Annotated in this window: 17 protein-coding genes; 6 read left to right on the top strand and 11 right to left on the bottom strand. The window is 64.2% G+C overall.

Features of this window, described 5'->3' with window-relative positions; genetic code table 11:
* Window positions 1-196 precede the first annotated feature (196 nt).
* From ACZ1JY_RS10555 to ACZ1JY_RS10600, 10 genes are all read right to left on the bottom strand, one after another.
* Window positions 197-685: a cell wall hydrolase gene (locus tag ACZ1JY_RS10555; protein ID WP_370073194.1), complete on the bottom strand. Its 489-nt coding sequence runs from the start codon at window positions 683-685 to the stop codon at window positions 197-199.
* A 372-nt stretch (window positions 686-1,057) separates the two neighbouring features.
* Window positions 1,058-1,399, bottom strand: coding sequence for a DUF1491 family protein (locus ACZ1JY_RS10560; protein ID WP_465129239.1), 342 nt, complete (start codon window positions 1,397-1,399; stop codon window positions 1,058-1,060).
* Between the two features lie 11 nt (window positions 1,400-1,410).
* Entirely contained in the window at window positions 1,411-1,893 is a 483-nt protein-coding gene (locus ACZ1JY_RS10565; RefSeq protein ID WP_168904074.1) for a PaaI family thioesterase, read from the bottom strand.
* On the bottom strand, window positions 1,883-2,344 hold the full coding sequence (locus ACZ1JY_RS10570; RefSeq protein ID WP_118072814.1) for a PTS sugar transporter subunit IIA: 462 nt from the start codon (window positions 2,342-2,344) through the stop codon (window positions 1,883-1,885). The genes ACZ1JY_RS10565 and ACZ1JY_RS10570 overlap by 11 nt, the downstream gene beginning before the upstream one ends.
* 161 nt (window positions 2,345-2,505) lie before the next feature.
* Window positions 2,506-3,090 (bottom strand): ribosome hibernation-promoting factor, HPF/YfiA family, encoded by a 585-nt coding sequence (gene hpf / locus ACZ1JY_RS10575; protein ID WP_118072813.1) that lies wholly within the window; start codon window positions 3,088-3,090, stop codon window positions 2,506-2,508.
* 68 nt (window positions 3,091-3,158) lie between these two features.
* Window positions 3,159-3,860, bottom strand: coding sequence for a DNA polymerase III subunit epsilon (dnaQ, locus tag ACZ1JY_RS10580; RefSeq protein WP_118072812.1), 702 nt, complete (start codon window positions 3,858-3,860; stop codon window positions 3,159-3,161).
* Window positions 3,861-3,909: 49 nt separating this feature from the next.
* Window positions 3,910-4,515 carry a dephospho-CoA kinase gene (gene coaE, locus ACZ1JY_RS10585; protein WP_168904072.1) on the bottom strand — a complete coding sequence of 202 codons (606 nt, stop codon included), beginning with the start codon at window positions 4,513-4,515 and terminating at the stop codon, window positions 3,910-3,912.
* On the bottom strand, window positions 4,512-5,369 hold the full coding sequence (gene aroE, locus ACZ1JY_RS10590) for a shikimate dehydrogenase (RefSeq protein ID WP_465129240.1): 858 nt from the start codon (window positions 5,367-5,369) through the stop codon (window positions 4,512-4,514). Before aroE ends, coaE begins: the two co-directional genes overlap by 4 nt.
* The gene (locus ACZ1JY_RS10595; protein WP_465129241.1) at window positions 5,366-5,953 is read right to left on the bottom strand and encodes a Maf family protein; all 588 of its coding nucleotides are present in this window, start codon (window positions 5,951-5,953) and stop codon (window positions 5,366-5,368) included. Before ACZ1JY_RS10595 ends, aroE begins: the two co-directional genes overlap by 4 nt.
* Complete coding sequence (locus tag ACZ1JY_RS10600; protein ID WP_465129242.1) at window positions 5,950-6,792, bottom strand: pyruvate, water dikinase regulatory protein; 843 nt, start codon at window positions 6,790-6,792, stop codon at window positions 5,950-5,952. Before ACZ1JY_RS10600 ends, ACZ1JY_RS10595 begins: the two co-directional genes overlap by 4 nt.
* 353 nt (window positions 6,793-7,145) lie before the next feature.
* Between ACZ1JY_RS10600 and hemE the strand changes: the two genes are divergently transcribed.
* Together hemE and ACZ1JY_RS10610 are read left to right on the top strand one after the other, a co-directional pair.
* Window positions 7,146-8,174, top strand: a complete 1,029-nt coding sequence (gene hemE, locus ACZ1JY_RS10605) for a uroporphyrinogen decarboxylase (RefSeq protein ID WP_465129243.1) — start codon at window positions 7,146-7,148, stop codon at window positions 8,172-8,174.
* Between the two features lie 83 nt (window positions 8,175-8,257).
* Complete coding sequence (locus ACZ1JY_RS10610) at window positions 8,258-8,701, top strand: CopD family protein (protein ID WP_118072807.1); 444 nt, start codon at window positions 8,258-8,260, stop codon at window positions 8,699-8,701.
* Between the two features lie 147 nt (window positions 8,702-8,848).
* Here the strand turns inward: ACZ1JY_RS10610 and ACZ1JY_RS10615 are convergent, their stop codons facing one another.
* Window positions 8,849-9,007: a hypothetical protein gene (locus tag ACZ1JY_RS10615; RefSeq protein ID WP_465129244.1), complete on the bottom strand. Its 159-nt coding sequence runs from the start codon at window positions 9,005-9,007 to the stop codon at window positions 8,849-8,851.
* Between the two features lie 213 nt (window positions 9,008-9,220).
* Between ACZ1JY_RS10615 and rho the strand changes: the two genes are divergently transcribed.
* The 4 genes from rho to fdxA all read left to right on the top strand — a co-directional run bounded on the left by rho (window position 9,221) and on the right by fdxA (window position 13,829).
* A complete protein-coding gene (gene rho / locus ACZ1JY_RS10620; RefSeq protein WP_039333211.1) occupies window positions 9,221-10,477 on the top strand; it encodes a transcription termination factor Rho in 1,257 nt (418 codons plus the stop codon).
* 103 nt (window positions 10,478-10,580) lie between these two features.
* Window positions 10,581-13,127: a helicase-related protein gene (locus ACZ1JY_RS10625; RefSeq protein ID WP_465129245.1), complete on the top strand. Its 2,547-nt coding sequence runs from the start codon at window positions 10,581-10,583 to the stop codon at window positions 13,125-13,127.
* Window positions 13,128-13,145: 18 nt separating this feature from the next.
* On the top strand, window positions 13,146-13,430 hold the full coding sequence (locus ACZ1JY_RS10630) for an RNA-binding S4 domain-containing protein (RefSeq protein WP_118072806.1): 285 nt from the start codon (window positions 13,146-13,148) through the stop codon (window positions 13,428-13,430).
* A gap of 60 nt (window positions 13,431-13,490) precedes the next feature.
* Window positions 13,491-13,829, top strand: a complete 339-nt coding sequence (gene fdxA / locus ACZ1JY_RS10635) for a ferredoxin FdxA (protein ID WP_118072805.1) — start codon at window positions 13,491-13,493, stop codon at window positions 13,827-13,829.
* Window positions 13,830-14,136 lie beyond the last annotated feature (307 nt).

Below are 14,136 nucleotides of genomic sequence, written 5' to 3' on the forward strand. Positions count from 1 at the left end.
GCGTTGCAAACCCACCCCCAACCCCTCCCGCCTGCGGGAGGGGAGCGAGACTTGGCGAGCCGCAGGCGAGTTTAGTCGCAGCGGGGTGGGCATCACACCAACGTTGGCTGTCAGGAACATAGCAAAAGGGCCGGCCCCGCAGCGGGGACCGGCCCTTTTCATTGCCGTCCAAGGCAGCTGAAATCAGCGCCGATCTTCAGCGGTAGAAGATGTGGCTGTCGACGCGCGCAATGCGGGTCTTGCCCCAGCGCGGCGAGACGTGGGCAGCGTGGAAGAACATTGCGCCTTCTACCGGGCTCTTCCACAGGCCTTCATCGGCGATCTTGGCGATGCGCACGGCGGTCTGCCAGGCGCGGCTGTCGCGGTTGATCGCCGGCATGCCGTGGCCGCGAACAAACGAGAACTGCGAGGGCTGGTAGACCACGCCGCAGTACGACGAGGGGAAGCGACCGGAATTGGCGCGGGCGACGATGACGCGACCGACGGCAAGCTGTCCGGCAAGGGTTTCGCTCTTGGCTTCGAAGTAGACGGCGCCGGCAAGGCACTCTAGCTCGTTCGAAAGCGCAGCGGGAATCTGGGTTTCCTCGACCAGCTCGGTAAGCGATGCCGCGTCGGCGGCTTCAGCTTCGATGGCAGCTTCCGGCGTTGCGGTGGCAACGGCCTGGATCGGAGTGGGCTGAACCACGGGCTGGGAGATGAACGTCGCAGTGACTGCGATCGGAGTTGTTATGCCCACTACATTGGTGGACTGCGCGGCGGCGTGGGATCCGCCTGTGCTGAGAAGCGTTGTGATAAAAGTCGCAGCAATGCTCAAGCTGGCTGCGTATTTGAACTTCGTGCTCATACTTTGTCGTCAATGGGCGGTGAGCTTCCTGCCATGGCGCGACAAAAGACCGGTGAGCGCGAGTGATGCCGCGTGCCGGTCAACTGCCGAAGGGCCATGTCGGTTGCCCCCCGTCTGCGTGCCAGTGCGTCGGGCCTTGCTGCCGTCCGTCACCGCCTGCGCAAAAATCGGTATGGGGCCTTTATTGTGCGCTGCAGAAGAGTCAACCCGCGTTCAGCCAGCAGAAAGGTTGTCCCGGACGAACCGTTCGCGATCCGCGACGGTCAGTTCGACTATCCACACGTCGGGATCCTGTTGCATTCTGCGGCTCAGATAGTCTTCAAATTCCTGTTTATTGTCAGTTACTTGCACCTTGGAAACGCGCCATTGGCGGCGTCCATCAAGGTCTGGCATGCGCTCGTAAAGCACGCCAAGCGACTGATTTTCCAAGATAACAATCAGGATGGTTCCGCCGTCGCGTTCGCCCTTGTGCAGCACCATGCCGAAGCCGCCGTCGGCCTGCACGGCACGGACGATTCCCTGGACTTCGAGATGTGCCGGGAGCCGCGAGTCCACAAGTTGGCCGATCAGGCGAGCGCGGCGCGCAGGCCGGCGTTGTAGCCATCGAGACTGGACAGAGGGATGCGCGAACGCTGGAACGTACCGGTGCCACGGCCCACTTCCTCGCCGTCCTCGTCGATCAGGCGGGCTTCGGCCACAAGCACGCGACGGCGTCCCGAGACCCAATGCCCTTCCGCAGTGACGCGCCCGCCCTTGATCGGGCGGCTGAAGAACAGGTTGAACGAAGTGGTCAGCAGGAAACGGTCGGTAACCAACGTGTTCGCCGCGTAGAACGCCGCGTCGTCGAGCATCTTGAAATAGATCGTGCCATGGGCGGCACCTGCAGCGTGGAAGCAGGATGGCGAGACATCGAAATGGATGCGGGACAGGCCTTCACCGATGATTTCCAGCCGCGATTCGAACAGGCTGTTGACCGGCGCCGAAGCGTAAAGGCCTTCCAGCGCGCGCCAGTGCAGGCTTGCGCTGTCGGCGCCGTGCTCAGGCGGCATCGCGATCGATGACGTTGACGAGCAGCCCGTAGATCGCATCGGCATCAGTGGCTGAGACCAGACGCTCGTGCATGCGTTCGTCGCGCATCAGGCGCGAGATCGCCGCGAGGGCCTGAAGATGTGTGGCACCCGCCTGCGAGGGCGAGAGCAGGCCGAACACGCAATCGACCGGCATGCCATCGGCGGCGGCGAATTCGACCGGATTCTCTAGTCGGAAGAACACCGCAACCGGCCGTTCCAGACCGTCGATACGGGCGTGGGGAATGGCAACGCCCCGGCCAAAGCCCGTGCTGCCAAGCTTTTCGCGCTCCTCGATCCCGTCGATGACCACTTCGGCGTCAAGCGCGTAGACCGACGCGAAGCAGGCGGCGAGATCGGCAAGGATCTGCTGCTTGGAATCGGCGCGGATGACGCGGACAGCTTGTGGATCGAGTTGGAACAGAGCCGACATACGAAAAAACGTATCACATGAGTGCAAAGGCACGGTGAATTGGGGCGCGCCATGCTCCCGAATGCGGGGGAAGGCAAGCGCAATCGGTTTGTGCAGCGATGCTCCGACCGAATGCGAAGGGGGCGCCGGAACACCCCCCTCCTTCATTATCCTGGCCCGATCTACTTCGGTTCGACCCAGCCGATCGAACCGTCACCGCGGCGATAGACCATGTTGTGCATGCCGGTGCCGGCGTTCTTGAACAGCAGCGCATTGGTATTGCGCAAGTCGAGCATCATCACCGCGTCCGAGACGCTGGCGGTGGGCACGTCGACACGGGTTTCGGCGATGACCAGCGGTGCGTCGGCCGGTTCATCCTCGCTCACCTCGTCGTGGACGAAGACGGTATAGGCCGCTTCCTGCGGTTCGAACGCAGCTTCCTCGGCCTTGCGGGCGTGATCGGCGCCTTCGTGGCGGTCCTTGATGCGGCGGCGATAGCGGCGCAGCTGCTTCTCGATCTTCTCGGCCGACTGGTCGAGCGCGACGTGGGCGTCCTGCGCCACGGCGCTGCCCTTGAGGATCAGGCCCTGCGTCACATGCGTGACGATATCACATCGGAAGCCCCCGTGCGGGGCCTTGCCCAAGGTGACGTTCGAGGAAAGCGCTCGGGAAAAGTGCTTGTCGACGATGGCGCCAAGGCGCTCCTCGGCATGGGTCTGCAGTGCAGCGCCGGTTTCGACCTGGTGTCCCGAAACGCGAATATCCATAAGTCACTTCTCCTGTCACTCGGGCGAGACGCCCGGTCTTGCTGAACCATCCGCACTGCGGGTTGGTTTCAGCGCGACCAGATCGGCTCGGCAAAGCCCGCCATGAATTCGGCATGACGGGCAAGCTCCTCGGCGCTCGCGGCATGCGGGCGCGGGGAACGGAAGGTGCGGGTCAGGCTGGAGGTGACGGTGATCGACTCCTCCACCACAACAAGACCGGCTGCGCCAGCGGCATCTGCCGCCAGTTCGAGGCCGATCTGCCGCCCGCCCATCAGCTCTACATAGAGCTGGGCGAGCAGTTCCGCGTCCAGTAGCGCCCCGTGCTTGGTGCGGTGGCTGCGGTCTATGCCGTAGCGGGTGCACAAGGCATCGAGGCTGAGCTTGGCACCGGGGTGCTTGCGCCGGGCGATCGCTACCGTATCGACCATGCGATCACGGCTGACGGGTTCGCGCCCGCACATTTCCAGCTCGTTGTTGATGAAGCCGAAATCGAATCCGGCGTTGTGGGCGACCAGCGGCGAGTCGCCGAGGAAGTCGAGCAGCGCGTCAGCCTCGGCGGCAAACCTGGGCTTGTCGGACAGGAACGTGGATGACAGGCCGTGGACGGCCTCGGCCTCGGCCGGCATGTCGCGTTCGGGATTGAAATAACAATGGAAAACCTGGCCAGTAGGCACCCGGTTGACCATTTCGACACAGCCGATCTCGACCAGCCGATCCCCGCTTTTCGGGTCCAGTCCGGTCGTCTCGGTATCGAAAACGATCTCACGCATTGAAGAATATGTGGACCCCTCGTGGCGGGCTGACAAGGGGTTGCGAAGGTTACTGGCGGGGGTTTTTTTCCCGGATGGCCGCAACCAGCGCGGCGACTTGCGCCTCGGTCTCGGCAAGGGTGACGCCGGTATCGATCACGTGGGTGGCGCGCGCGCGCTTCTCGGCGTCGGGCACTTGCAGCGAGAGGATGTGGGCGAACTTTTCGGGCGTCATGCCGGGGCGGGCGAGCACGCGCTGCCGCTGCACCTCGGCGGGGGCGGAGACGACCATGACCGCGTCGAGATCGGCCCCATGGCCCTTTTCGAACAGCAGCGGAATGTCGAAGACGACGAGCGGCTCGCCCATGTGCTCGACCATGAAGGCGTGGCGCAGCCGCGCGACCGCGGGGTGGACGATGGCCTCCAGCCGCTTCAACGCTTCCGGATCGCCGAAGACCTGCGCGCCCAGCTCCTGCCGCTTGACGCCTTCGGGTCCGGTGGTGCCGGGGAAGGCTTGCTCGATGGCCGGGAGCAGCTCTCCGCCCGGGCCCTGGAGATGGTGGACGGCGGCATCGGCATCGAACACCGGCACGCCCAGTTCGCGCAGCATCAGCGCCACGGCGGACTTGCCCATGCCGATCGAACCGGTGAGGCCGAGGATGTAAGGGCGGCTCATCCCAGGATTCTCGCACGAAGTTCGGCGTCCGCCTCTCCGCGTGGTGGAACGGCGCCAAAGAAGCGGCGGAAGGCATGATCGGCCTGTCCGATCAGCATCGACAGGCCATCGACCGTGCGGAATCCGGCGGCCTTCGCGGCTTTCAGGAATTCGGTTTCGAGCGGACTGGTGACGATATCGTAGAACACCGAGCCGGGCGGGGCGTGGCTCATGTCGAAGGCGAGCGGCGCTTGCCCCGTCATGCCGAGCGAGGAGGCATTGACCACGAGATCGAAGCAGCCTTCGCGATTGTCGAAGGCGAAGTCGGTGGCGTCGGCGAAATGTTCGAGCGGGGCGACGTGGTGTTCGCCCTGCGGGTCGAGTTCATCGAGCATGGCGCGGGCCTTGTCGACGTTGCGGCCGGCCAGCACCACGACCATGTGCTCGTCCGCCAGCGCGGCGATGATCGCCCGTGCCGCGCCGCCCGTGCCGAGAACGCGGGCCATGCGGAAGTAGTGGGTCTTGGCCAGTTCCTCGCGCAGGGGTTCGAGGAAGCCGGGCGCGTCGGTATTGTAGCCAACCAGCGCTCCGTCTTCTGGCACCACGGTGTTCACGGCGCCGATGCTCTCGGCCAGCGGATCGAGCCGGTCGAGCAGCGGAATCACCGCCTGCTTGTGCGGCATGGTGACATTGCAGCCGCGCCAGTCGGGATCGGTGCGGCGCGCGGCGAGATAGTCGGCGAGCTCTTCGGCCTTCACATGGGCGCGATCATAGCGCCCCGAAAGGCCGAGCTTTTCCAGCCAGAAGCCGTGGATCACCGGAGACTTGGACTGAGCGATCGGATCGCCGATCACTTCGGCATAAGGAAGACTCAAGACGGCAACTCACCCTGTTCGCGCAATGCACCGAGCAGCGCCAATAGCGGCATCCCCAGCACAGTGAAGTGGCTGCCTTCGATCGTTTCAAACAGTTGCACGCCCAGCGCCTCGATGCGGAACGCGCCGACGCAGCCGGAAACCTCCGGCCATTCCCTGTCGAGATAGCTCTGGATAAACTGGGGAGAAAGCGTGCGAACCCTTAAGTTAGCGGTCTCGCAGGTTTTCCACACCACCTTGCCATCGCGCATCAGAACGGCGGCGGAATGGAGGTTCATGTCCTTGCCGGAGAAGAATTCGAGATGCTCGGCAGCGTTCTCGCGGCTCGTCGGCTTGTCGAACTGGCGGCCGCAGACCTCGACCATCGAATCCCCGCCGAGCACCAGCCGTCCGGGCATGGCGAGCGACACGGCAAAGGCCTTGGCTTCGGCAAGCACGCTGGCGATCTGGCAACCGGTAACACCGATCAGCTCGCGCTTGATCGCACCTTCATCGACGTCGGACGAACGCGTCTCGAACGGCACGCCTGCCGCCTCGAGCATCATCCGGCGCGAGAAGCTCTGGCTCGCCAGTACCAGTGTCATATCGGTTTTGCTCCATCGCCGCTGCCGCCCACAGCGCCGCGTTCGTTGTAGAGATTGATCACGGCGGCAGCGGTTTCCTCGATCGAGCGGCGCGAGACGTCGATCACCGGCCAGCCATTGTCGGCAAACATGCGCCGCGCGTATTGCACTTCGCGCGTCACCTGTTCGTTGTCGACATAGGCAGTCTCGGGCGCCTGATTCAAGGACAGCAGCCGATTGCGACGCACCGCGATCAGGCGTTCCGGGCTGGTGGTGAGGCCAACCACCATCGGGCGGCGCAAGGAAAACAGCATCGACGGCGGCGGGCTTTCCACCACGATCGGGATGTTGGCGACCTTGTAGCCGCGGTTGGCAAGGTAGATCGAGGTCGGCGTCTTCGAACTGCGCGAAACGCCGGCCAGCACGATGTCGGCCTCTTCCCAATTTTCCCAGTTCACTCCGTCATCATGGGCGATGGTGAACTGGATCGCATCGACGCGCGCGAAATAGGCCTCGTCCATCATGTGCTGGCGGCCCGGCCGGGCCTTGGCCTGAACCCCGAGCTGCTGCTCGAGCGCGTCGGTCACGGCATCGAGTGCCGGGACCATCGGCAAGCCCAACGCAGCGCAACGCTGCTCCAGCCGGGCGCGGGTTTCGGTATTGACCAGCGTGAACAGCACGAGCCCCGGATTTGCGGCAATTTCGCCCATGATGCGGTCGAGATGCTGCATCGAGCGTACCATCGGCCAGAAATGCCGGACCACGTCGGCGCCATCGAACTGCGCAAGCGCCGCCTTGGCGATCATTTCCAGTGTTTCGCCGGTGGAATCCGACAGGAGGTGCAGGTGCAGACGCTGCATTTGCGGACTTTCAAAGGGTGTCCGGCAGGGGGTCCGGACGGGGTCGGGATGACTCTGTGGAAACAGCACCGATAAACCACGGTACAGAGTCAGGGACAAGTTTCAGCGTGAGATTCACTCTCGATCCGAGTCCTGTTCAGGGCCATTTGTGGACAAGTGGACAGCGTTTTCCCCAGCCTGTGGAGAGCGGTGAGAACTTCGCGTTGACTCATATGCTGTCCAGAGTCGCGAACAGCAAAAAGTGTGGAAGCGGACTCACAAATCGGGCAGTGACAGGCAATCCCCGGTTTCCACAGGGCCAACAAACACCTTCAACCTGATTCTAAGAATCTATTTTAGTGGATTGGATCGAAATGCCCGGCCCGTTGCTCAGGACACTTCAGGGTGAGAATCTTTCCCGTCGGCCGATCTGGCTGATGCGCCAGGCGGGGCGCTACCTGCCCGAATACCGCGAGTTGCGCGCCGAAAAGGGCGGTTTCCTCGCGCTTGTCTATGATACCGACGCCGCGGCCGAAGTGACCGTGCAGCCGATCCGCCGCTTCGGCTTCGATGGCGCGATCCTGTTCTCGGACATCCTGATCGTGCCCTATGCGATGGGGCAGGACCTCAGGTTCCTCGTTGGCGAAGGCCCGGATCTTTCGCCGCGCCTGCTCGACGTGGCGCTGGACAGCCTTGTCGCGGTGCCTGAGCGCCTGTCGCCAATCTACGAGACGGTGGCCAAGGTGAAGGCGCAGATCGGCCCTGAGACGACACTGCTGGGCTTTGCCGGGTCACCGTGGACAGTGGCGACGTACATGGTCGCCGGCGAAGGCAGCCGCGATCACCACGACACCCGTGCGCTGGCCTATCGCGATGCCGGCCAGTTCCAGGCAATCATCGATGCGATCACGCAAGTGACGATCGAGTACCTTTCGGGTCAGGTCGAAGCCGGCGCCGAAGGCTTGCAGCTGTTCGATTCATGGTCGGGCAGCCTTGCGCCTGCCGAGTTCGAGCGCTGGGTGATCGCGCCCAATGCGAAGATCGCGGCGGAAATGCAGTGCCGCTATCCGCACGTGCCGGTGATCGGCTTCCCCAAGGGCGCAGGCGAAAAGCTTGCCGCCTATGCCCGCGAGACCGGCGTCAATGCCGTCGGCGTGGACGAGACCATCGACCCGCTGTGGGCCGCGCGCGAGATGCCGGCGGGCATGCCGGTGCAGGGCAATCTCGATCCGCTGCTGTTGCTTGCGGGTGGGCCGGAACTGGAAAAGCAGACTCACCGCGTGCTCGAAGCCTTCGCCGACCGCCCGCACGTGTTCAACCTTGGCCACGGCATCGGCCAGCACACCCCGATCGAAAACGTCGAGGCGCTGCTCAAGATCGTGCGGGGCTGGTCGCGCGACTGAACCTTTTCGGGCACTTGCAAACCATGGTTTCCGCGCCGAAATAGCCCTCAGCAGGGGCGCACTGGCAGGCGGAGCCGCAACAGATGCAGCAGGTATTGGCGATGCTCTATCTCTGGCTCAAGGCGGGCCATGTCATCTTCGTGATCTTCTGGATGGCCGGCCTGTTCATGCTGCCGCGCTTCTTCGTCTATCACCAGGAAGCGCCGGAAGGTTCGCCCGAGAATGCGATCTGGGTGGATCGCGAGCGCAAGCTTATGAAGATCATCATGTGGCCGGCGCTGGTGGTGGTGTGGGTGCTCGGCCTGCTCCTGGCCATGGACATCGGCGCGTTCGCGCAAGGCTGGTTCCACCTCAAGCTGGCCTTCGTGCTCGTGCTGACGGCCTATCACTTCTGGCTGGCGAGCTATGCGCAAGCCCTCGCCCAAGGCGTTCGCAAACTGTCCGGCAAGAAACTGCGCATGCTCAACGAGATCCCCGGCATTGCCGCTGCAGTGATCGTGATCATGGTGATCGTGAAGCCGTTCTGATTCCGGTTTCACGCAAAGACGCGAAGACGCAAAGAGGTTGCGATTGCCGCAGGCGATGTGCGTCAATCAATTGCCGCGATTGTTCACTCGCCTTCGCCGAAGCGCAACATCTTCGCGCCTTTGCGTCTTCGCGTGTGAAATCCTTGTTTAGCCGCGCAAGGTCCGCAATCCATCTCGCATCGCATTGCGCACCAATCGCAAAGGCGAGCGCGGCAGGTACTTCCATTGCGAGCCCCAGGCGTTGGCCGGGGCATTGTGCGCCTGCGGGCGGGGGAAAGCTTCGTTGCGGCGGGGCAGTCTGATCATGTGCCGTTCCTCTCGAAAGACCGGTTTTCCGGTTTGATGCCGGGAGGATACCACCCCCCTGCCCCTATCCACAATTGACTATCGGCTGGCGCAGGCATATCTGCGGCGAACCGGAATGCAGATGTGCTGCCGATCGATGCAGCCGCCCTCTCGCTTTCTCCAAGCCCTTCAGAGGTTTCCGGCCATCTATCCAACCCTTTGGAAAAACACGAAATGCACCTGAAGGAACTCAAGCAGAAGACCCCCGCCGAGCTGGTCCAGATGGCCGAAGAGCTCGAGGTCGAAGGCGCCAGCACCATGCGCCGCCAGGACCTGATGTTCGCCATCCTCAAGGAAATGGCGGAAGACGGCGAGGAAATCCTCGGTATCGGCACCATCGAAGTCCTGCCCGACGGCTTCGGCTTCCTGCGCAGCCCCGAGGCGAATTACCTCGCCGGGCCGGACGACATCTACGTTTCACCCAACCAGGTCCGCAAGTGGGGCCTGCGCACCGGCGATACCGTGGAAGGCGAAGTCCGCGCGCCCAAGGATGGCGAGCGCTATTTCGCGATCACCCGCCTGATCAAGGTCAACTTCGACGAGCCGGAGGCCGTGCGCCACCGCGTCAACTTCGACAACCTCACCCCGCTCTACCCGAACGAGCGCTTGAAGCTCGACACGCTCGACCCGACGGTCAAGGACAAGTCGGCCCGCGTGATCGATCTGGTCAGCCCGCAGGGCAAGGGCCAGCGCGCGCTGATCGTCGCGCCGCCGCGCACCGGCAAGACCGTGCTGCTGCAGAACATGGCCAAGGCGATCACCGACAACCATCCGGAAGTCTTCCTGATCGTCCTGCTGGTCGACGAGCGTCCGGAAGAAGTCACCGACATGCAGCGCAGCGTGAAGGGCGAGGTCATCTCCTCGACCTTCGACGAGCCAGCGACGCGCCACGTGCAGGTTGCCGAAATGGTGATCGAGAAGGCCAAGCGCCTGGTCGAGCACAAGCGTGACGTCGTCATCCTGCTGGATTCGATCACGCGCCTTGGCCGCGCCTACAACACCGTGGTGCCGTCATCGGGCAAGGTGCTGACCGGCGGTGTCGACGCCAATGCCCTGCAGCGCCCCAAGCGCTTCTTCGGCGCGGCGCGCAACATCGAGGAAGGTGGCTCGCTTTCGATCATTGCGACGGCCCTGATCGATACCGGCAGCCGCATGGACGAAGTGATCTTCGAAGAGTTCAAGGGCACCGGCAACAGCGAAATCGTGCTGGACCGCAAGGTTGCCGACAAGCGCATCTTCCCGGCCCTTGACGTGGGCAAGAGCGGCACCCGCAAGGAAGAGCTGCTCGTGCCGAAGGACCAGCTTTCGAAGATGTGGGTCCTGCGCCGCATCCTCATGCAGATGGGCACCGTCGATGCGATGGAATTCCTGCTCGACAAGATGAAGGATTCGAAGACCAACGAAGACTTCTTCGCGACGATGAACCAGTAACTCCGGGAATCGGCAAGCGCCCTAAGCGCGCGAGAATCGAGGGCGGGGATAAATTCCCCGCCCTTTCTTGTTTATGGGCATCATGCCCGCCACATTCAGACACATGGCCCCGCGCATTCCTGCCCAGCCTCGGAGACCTGCGCATACCGGCGTGGTCAAGGCGGTGCTCGGGCCGACCAACACCGGCAAGACCCACCTCGCGATCGAGCGGCTCTGCGCGCATTCCTCGGGCGCAATTGGCTTTCCGCTGCGGCTGCTGGCGCGCGAGGTCTATGACCGGGTCTGCGCGATCAAGGGCGCGGACAATGTCGCGCTGATCACCGGCGAGGAGAAGATCGAGCCCAAGGGCGCGCGCTGGCACCTCTGCACGGTCGAGGCCATGCCCTCGCGCCCCGATCTTGCCTTTGTCGCGCTCGACGAGGCCCAGCTTTCCGCGGATCCCGAGCGCGGTCACGTCTTCACCGACCGCCTGCTGCACACGCGCGGGCGCGAGGAGACGATGCTGCTCGGCTCCTCGACATTGGAGCCGATGATCAAGGCGCTGGTGCCCGAGGCCGAAGTGGTCACCCGCCCGCGCTTTTCGACGCTGAGCCATGTCGGCGCCAAGAAGCTCTCGCGCATTCCGCCGCGCAGCGCGATCGTCGCGTTCAGCGCCGAGCAGGTCTACGTCATGGCCGAGATGCTGCGGCGCTTCAGGGGCGGCGCGGCAGTGGTCATGGGTGCATTGAGCCCGCAGACCCGCAATGCCCAGGTAGCGATGTATCAGGCCGGCGAGGTCGACTACCTCGTGGCGACCGATGCGGTGGGCATGGGCCTCAACCTCGACGTGCACCATGTGGCCTTCGCCGGCCTCTCCAAGTTTGACGGTCACCGCCAGCGACGGCTGACCACCGCAGAAATGGCGCAGATTGCCGGGCGCGCCGGGCGTCACCAGCGCGATGGCACTTTCGGTACGTTAGCGGGCGCGGGTGGCACCAATCCCGAGTTCACCGACGAGGAAATCTACGCGATCGAGGAACACCGCTTCCCGCCCCTCACCCGCCTGTTCTGGCGCGAGGCGGAGCCGCGGTTCGACAATCTGGCCGCGCTGATCGAGGACCTCGAAAGCATTCCCCCGCGCCCCGAACTGGTGACGCCGCCCCAGGCCATCGACCTCGCCGTGCTCAAGCGCCTCGCCGAAGATCCCGAAACTGTTGCCAGCGTGCGTGGCAAGCGTGCGGTCGAACGCTTCTGGGAGGTCTGCCGCCTGCCCGACTTCCGCTCGCAGGGCGAGGAAACGCACAGCCGCTTTGTCGCCCGCCTGTGGCAGGACTTGCGCCACGGCTACCTTGGCGCAGACTACGTGGCGCAGGCGATTGCCCAGTTGGACAATCCTTCCGGGGACATCGACACCCTGCAGGCGCGCGTCTCGGCGATCCGTTCGTGGGCCTATATCGCGCAGCGGCCGGACTGGGTGCTGGCCAAGGAAGAAATGTCGGCCCGTGCCCGCGCGGTCGAGGCGCGACTGTCCGATGCGCTGCACGCGCGGCTGACCGAACGCTTCGTCAACCGCCGCACCGCGGTGCTGATGCGCAAGGCCGGCGCTGACGCCTCGCTGCTGCCGGTACGCCTCGCGGACGAAGGCGCGGTGCTCGTCGATGACGAGCCGATCGGCCACCTCGAAGGCTTCCGCTTCGTCGTCGATCCCCTCGCCCGCGCCGAGGATCGTCGCCTTCTTCTGGCTGCGGCCGAGCGCCACCTGCCGGGCCTGCTGCGCCATCGTGCCAAGGCTCTGGCTGAAGCGGCGCGTGAATCGAACGACATCGCGTTCGAGGACACTGCGCTGGTCTGGCAGGACACGGTGGTTGCCAAGCTCGAGCGCGGGCGGGCGATGCTGGCCCCTCGGCTCAAGCCTGATGTCGCGCTGGACCGGCTTGCTCCCGACGACAAGGCTGAGGTGGTCGCGGCGCTGGAGGCATGGCTGCAGGCGCAACATCAGCGCCATCTCAAGCCCCTGCTCGCGCTCGACGATGCGAGCCGCGATCCCGCTTCGGGACCTGAGCTGCGCGCGTTGCTGCTTCACCTGGTCGAAGCGGGTGGGGTGCTGGTGCGGGAGGGCTCGGGACTGGACCGGCTCGACGCGGGCCAGCGCCAGCGCCTGAAGAAGCTGGGCGTCCGCATTGGTGCGCTTGATCTGTTCCTGCCCAACGCCTTGCGGCCGGGCGCGATGCAGGCGTGGCACCGTCTGGCGCGCATCTGGGGCAAGCCCGCGCCCCTGCCGCCCGAGACGATGCAGCCCGTGGTCCATACCAGAATCCCTCCTGCCGGATACCGCCGCCTCGGCAACGAGGCCTTGCGCGTCGATCTGGCCGAAAAGCTGCTCCACGCCGCGCACGCCACGCGCATGGGGACGAAGGCGAAACGCGTGTTCCTCGATCCTGCGGTGGCGCGATCGATGAGCCTTTCTACCGCCGCCTATGCAGCGCTGCTGCGCGCCGGTGGCTTTCGCGTGCACATGGGCCGGAGCCTGCCCGAAAAGGCATACGGCCCACCGCATCCGCCGTTGTGGGACTGGCGGCCATCGCGCCGCGAACCTGCAGCCGACCCGGAAAGACCCAAGCCGCCACCCACCGGCGCATTCGCCGCGCTTGCCGAACTGGTGGCGCGATAGGACAAGGAGAGAGCCTGCTTGCGGATCGACAAGTTCCTCTGGTTCACCCGTTTCGCCGGCAGTCGCGGCCTTGCCCAGGACTGGGTTTCCGCCGGCCACATCCGCCTCAACGGCCGCCGGATCGAGCGATGCAGTGCCGGTATCAAGCAAGGCGACGTGCTGGTCCTGCCGATGCGCAGCCGGGTGACGGTGATCGAAGTTCTCGCCATCCCCGCCCGGCGCGGTCCGGCAACCGAAGCGCAATCGTGCTATCGCGTGGTCGAAATTCCTGACCAATCGTCACCCGGTCAAGCGCCCGCTTGACGGGGCGGCCCAAAGGCCTCTAGCACGGCCTCAAACGAAGACCTGAGGGATCAAATCGCCATGACCTACGTCGTCACCGACGCCTGTATCCGTTGCAAGTTCATGGACTGCGTCGAAGTGTGCCCCGTTGACTGCTTCTACGAGGGCGAGAACATGCTGGTGATCAACCCCAGCGAGTGCATCGACTGCGGCGTGTGCGAACCGGAATGCCCGGCAGAAGCGATTCTGCCCGATACCGAATCCGGGCTTGAGCAGTGGCTTGAACTGAACGCCAAGTATTCGGCGGAATGGCCGAACATCACCGCCAAGAAGGATGCGCCCGAAGACGCCGACGAGCACAAGGGCGAAGAAGGCAAGTTCGACAAGTACTTCTCTGCCGAACCCGGCGAAGGCGACTGATTCCAGCAGGTTGCAGGGGTCGGCGGCTGAAGTCGCCCTTGCCCTTCCATCCCTCTGCCGGCGCAGCGTAAGGCGTTTGTTGGCTCCGCAACGGAGGCAGCAAACGATTTCCGCTGCGCTGCAGTGCGTTCAGGGGTGGTAATTTTGTTGCCGAAGTGTTATATCATGCCCCAAGCGCCGGTGGGTTCATGCCTGTCCGGCGTCTTTTCACCACGAAAAACGGCAGGACAAGAACAGCAACCGGATCGCAAGCCTCGCATGACCGTCGATCCGGCGGACTCATGCCTATTTCCCCCAAGGCTTCGCT

It is taken from the genome of Novosphingobium sp. BL-A-41-Hi4B-X5A (assembly GCF_055521705.1).

What these genes read in the sequence shown, in the direction of transcription:
- ACZ1JY_RS10565 (WP_168904074.1), bottom strand. Translation starts at nt 1,893, where the DNA reads ATGCCGCCTGAGCACGGCGCCGACAGCGCAAGCCTGCACTGGCGCGCG.
- ACZ1JY_RS10570 (WP_118072814.1), bottom strand. Translation starts at nt 2,344, where the DNA reads ATGTCGGCTCTGTTCCAACTCGATCCACAAGCTGTCCGCGTCATCCGC.
- hpf (WP_118072813.1), bottom strand. Translation starts at nt 3,090, where the DNA reads ATGGATATTCGCGTTTCGGGACACCAGGTCGAAACCGGCGCTGCACTG.
- dnaQ (WP_118072812.1), bottom strand. Translation starts at nt 3,860, where the DNA reads ATGCGTGAGATCGTTTTCGATACCGAGACGACCGGACTGGACCCGAAA.
- coaE (WP_168904072.1), bottom strand. Translation starts at nt 4,515, where the DNA reads ATGAGCCGCCCTTACATCCTCGGCCTCACCGGTTCGATCGGCATGGGC.
- ACZ1JY_RS10595 (WP_465129241.1), bottom strand. Translation starts at nt 5,953, where the DNA reads ATGACACTGGTACTGGCGAGCCAGAGCTTCTCGCGCCGGATGATGCTC.
- ACZ1JY_RS10600 (WP_465129242.1), bottom strand. Translation starts at nt 6,792, where the DNA reads ATGCAGCGTCTGCACCTGCACCTCCTGTCGGATTCCACCGGCGAAACA.
- hemE (WP_465129243.1), top strand. Translation starts at nt 7,146, where the DNA reads ATGCCCGGCCCGTTGCTCAGGACACTTCAGGGTGAGAATCTTTCCCGT.
- ACZ1JY_RS10610 (WP_118072807.1), top strand. Translation starts at nt 8,258, where the DNA reads ATGCAGCAGGTATTGGCGATGCTCTATCTCTGGCTCAAGGCGGGCCAT.
- ACZ1JY_RS10615 (WP_465129244.1), bottom strand. Translation starts at nt 9,007, where the DNA reads ATGATCAGACTGCCCCGCCGCAACGAAGCTTTCCCCCGCCCGCAGGCG.
- rho (WP_039333211.1), top strand. Translation starts at nt 9,221, where the DNA reads ATGCACCTGAAGGAACTCAAGCAGAAGACCCCCGCCGAGCTGGTCCAG.
- ACZ1JY_RS10625 (WP_465129245.1), top strand. Translation starts at nt 10,581, where the DNA reads ATGGCCCCGCGCATTCCTGCCCAGCCTCGGAGACCTGCGCATACCGGC.
- fdxA (WP_118072805.1), top strand. Translation starts at nt 13,491, where the DNA reads ATGACCTACGTCGTCACCGACGCCTGTATCCGTTGCAAGTTCATGGAC.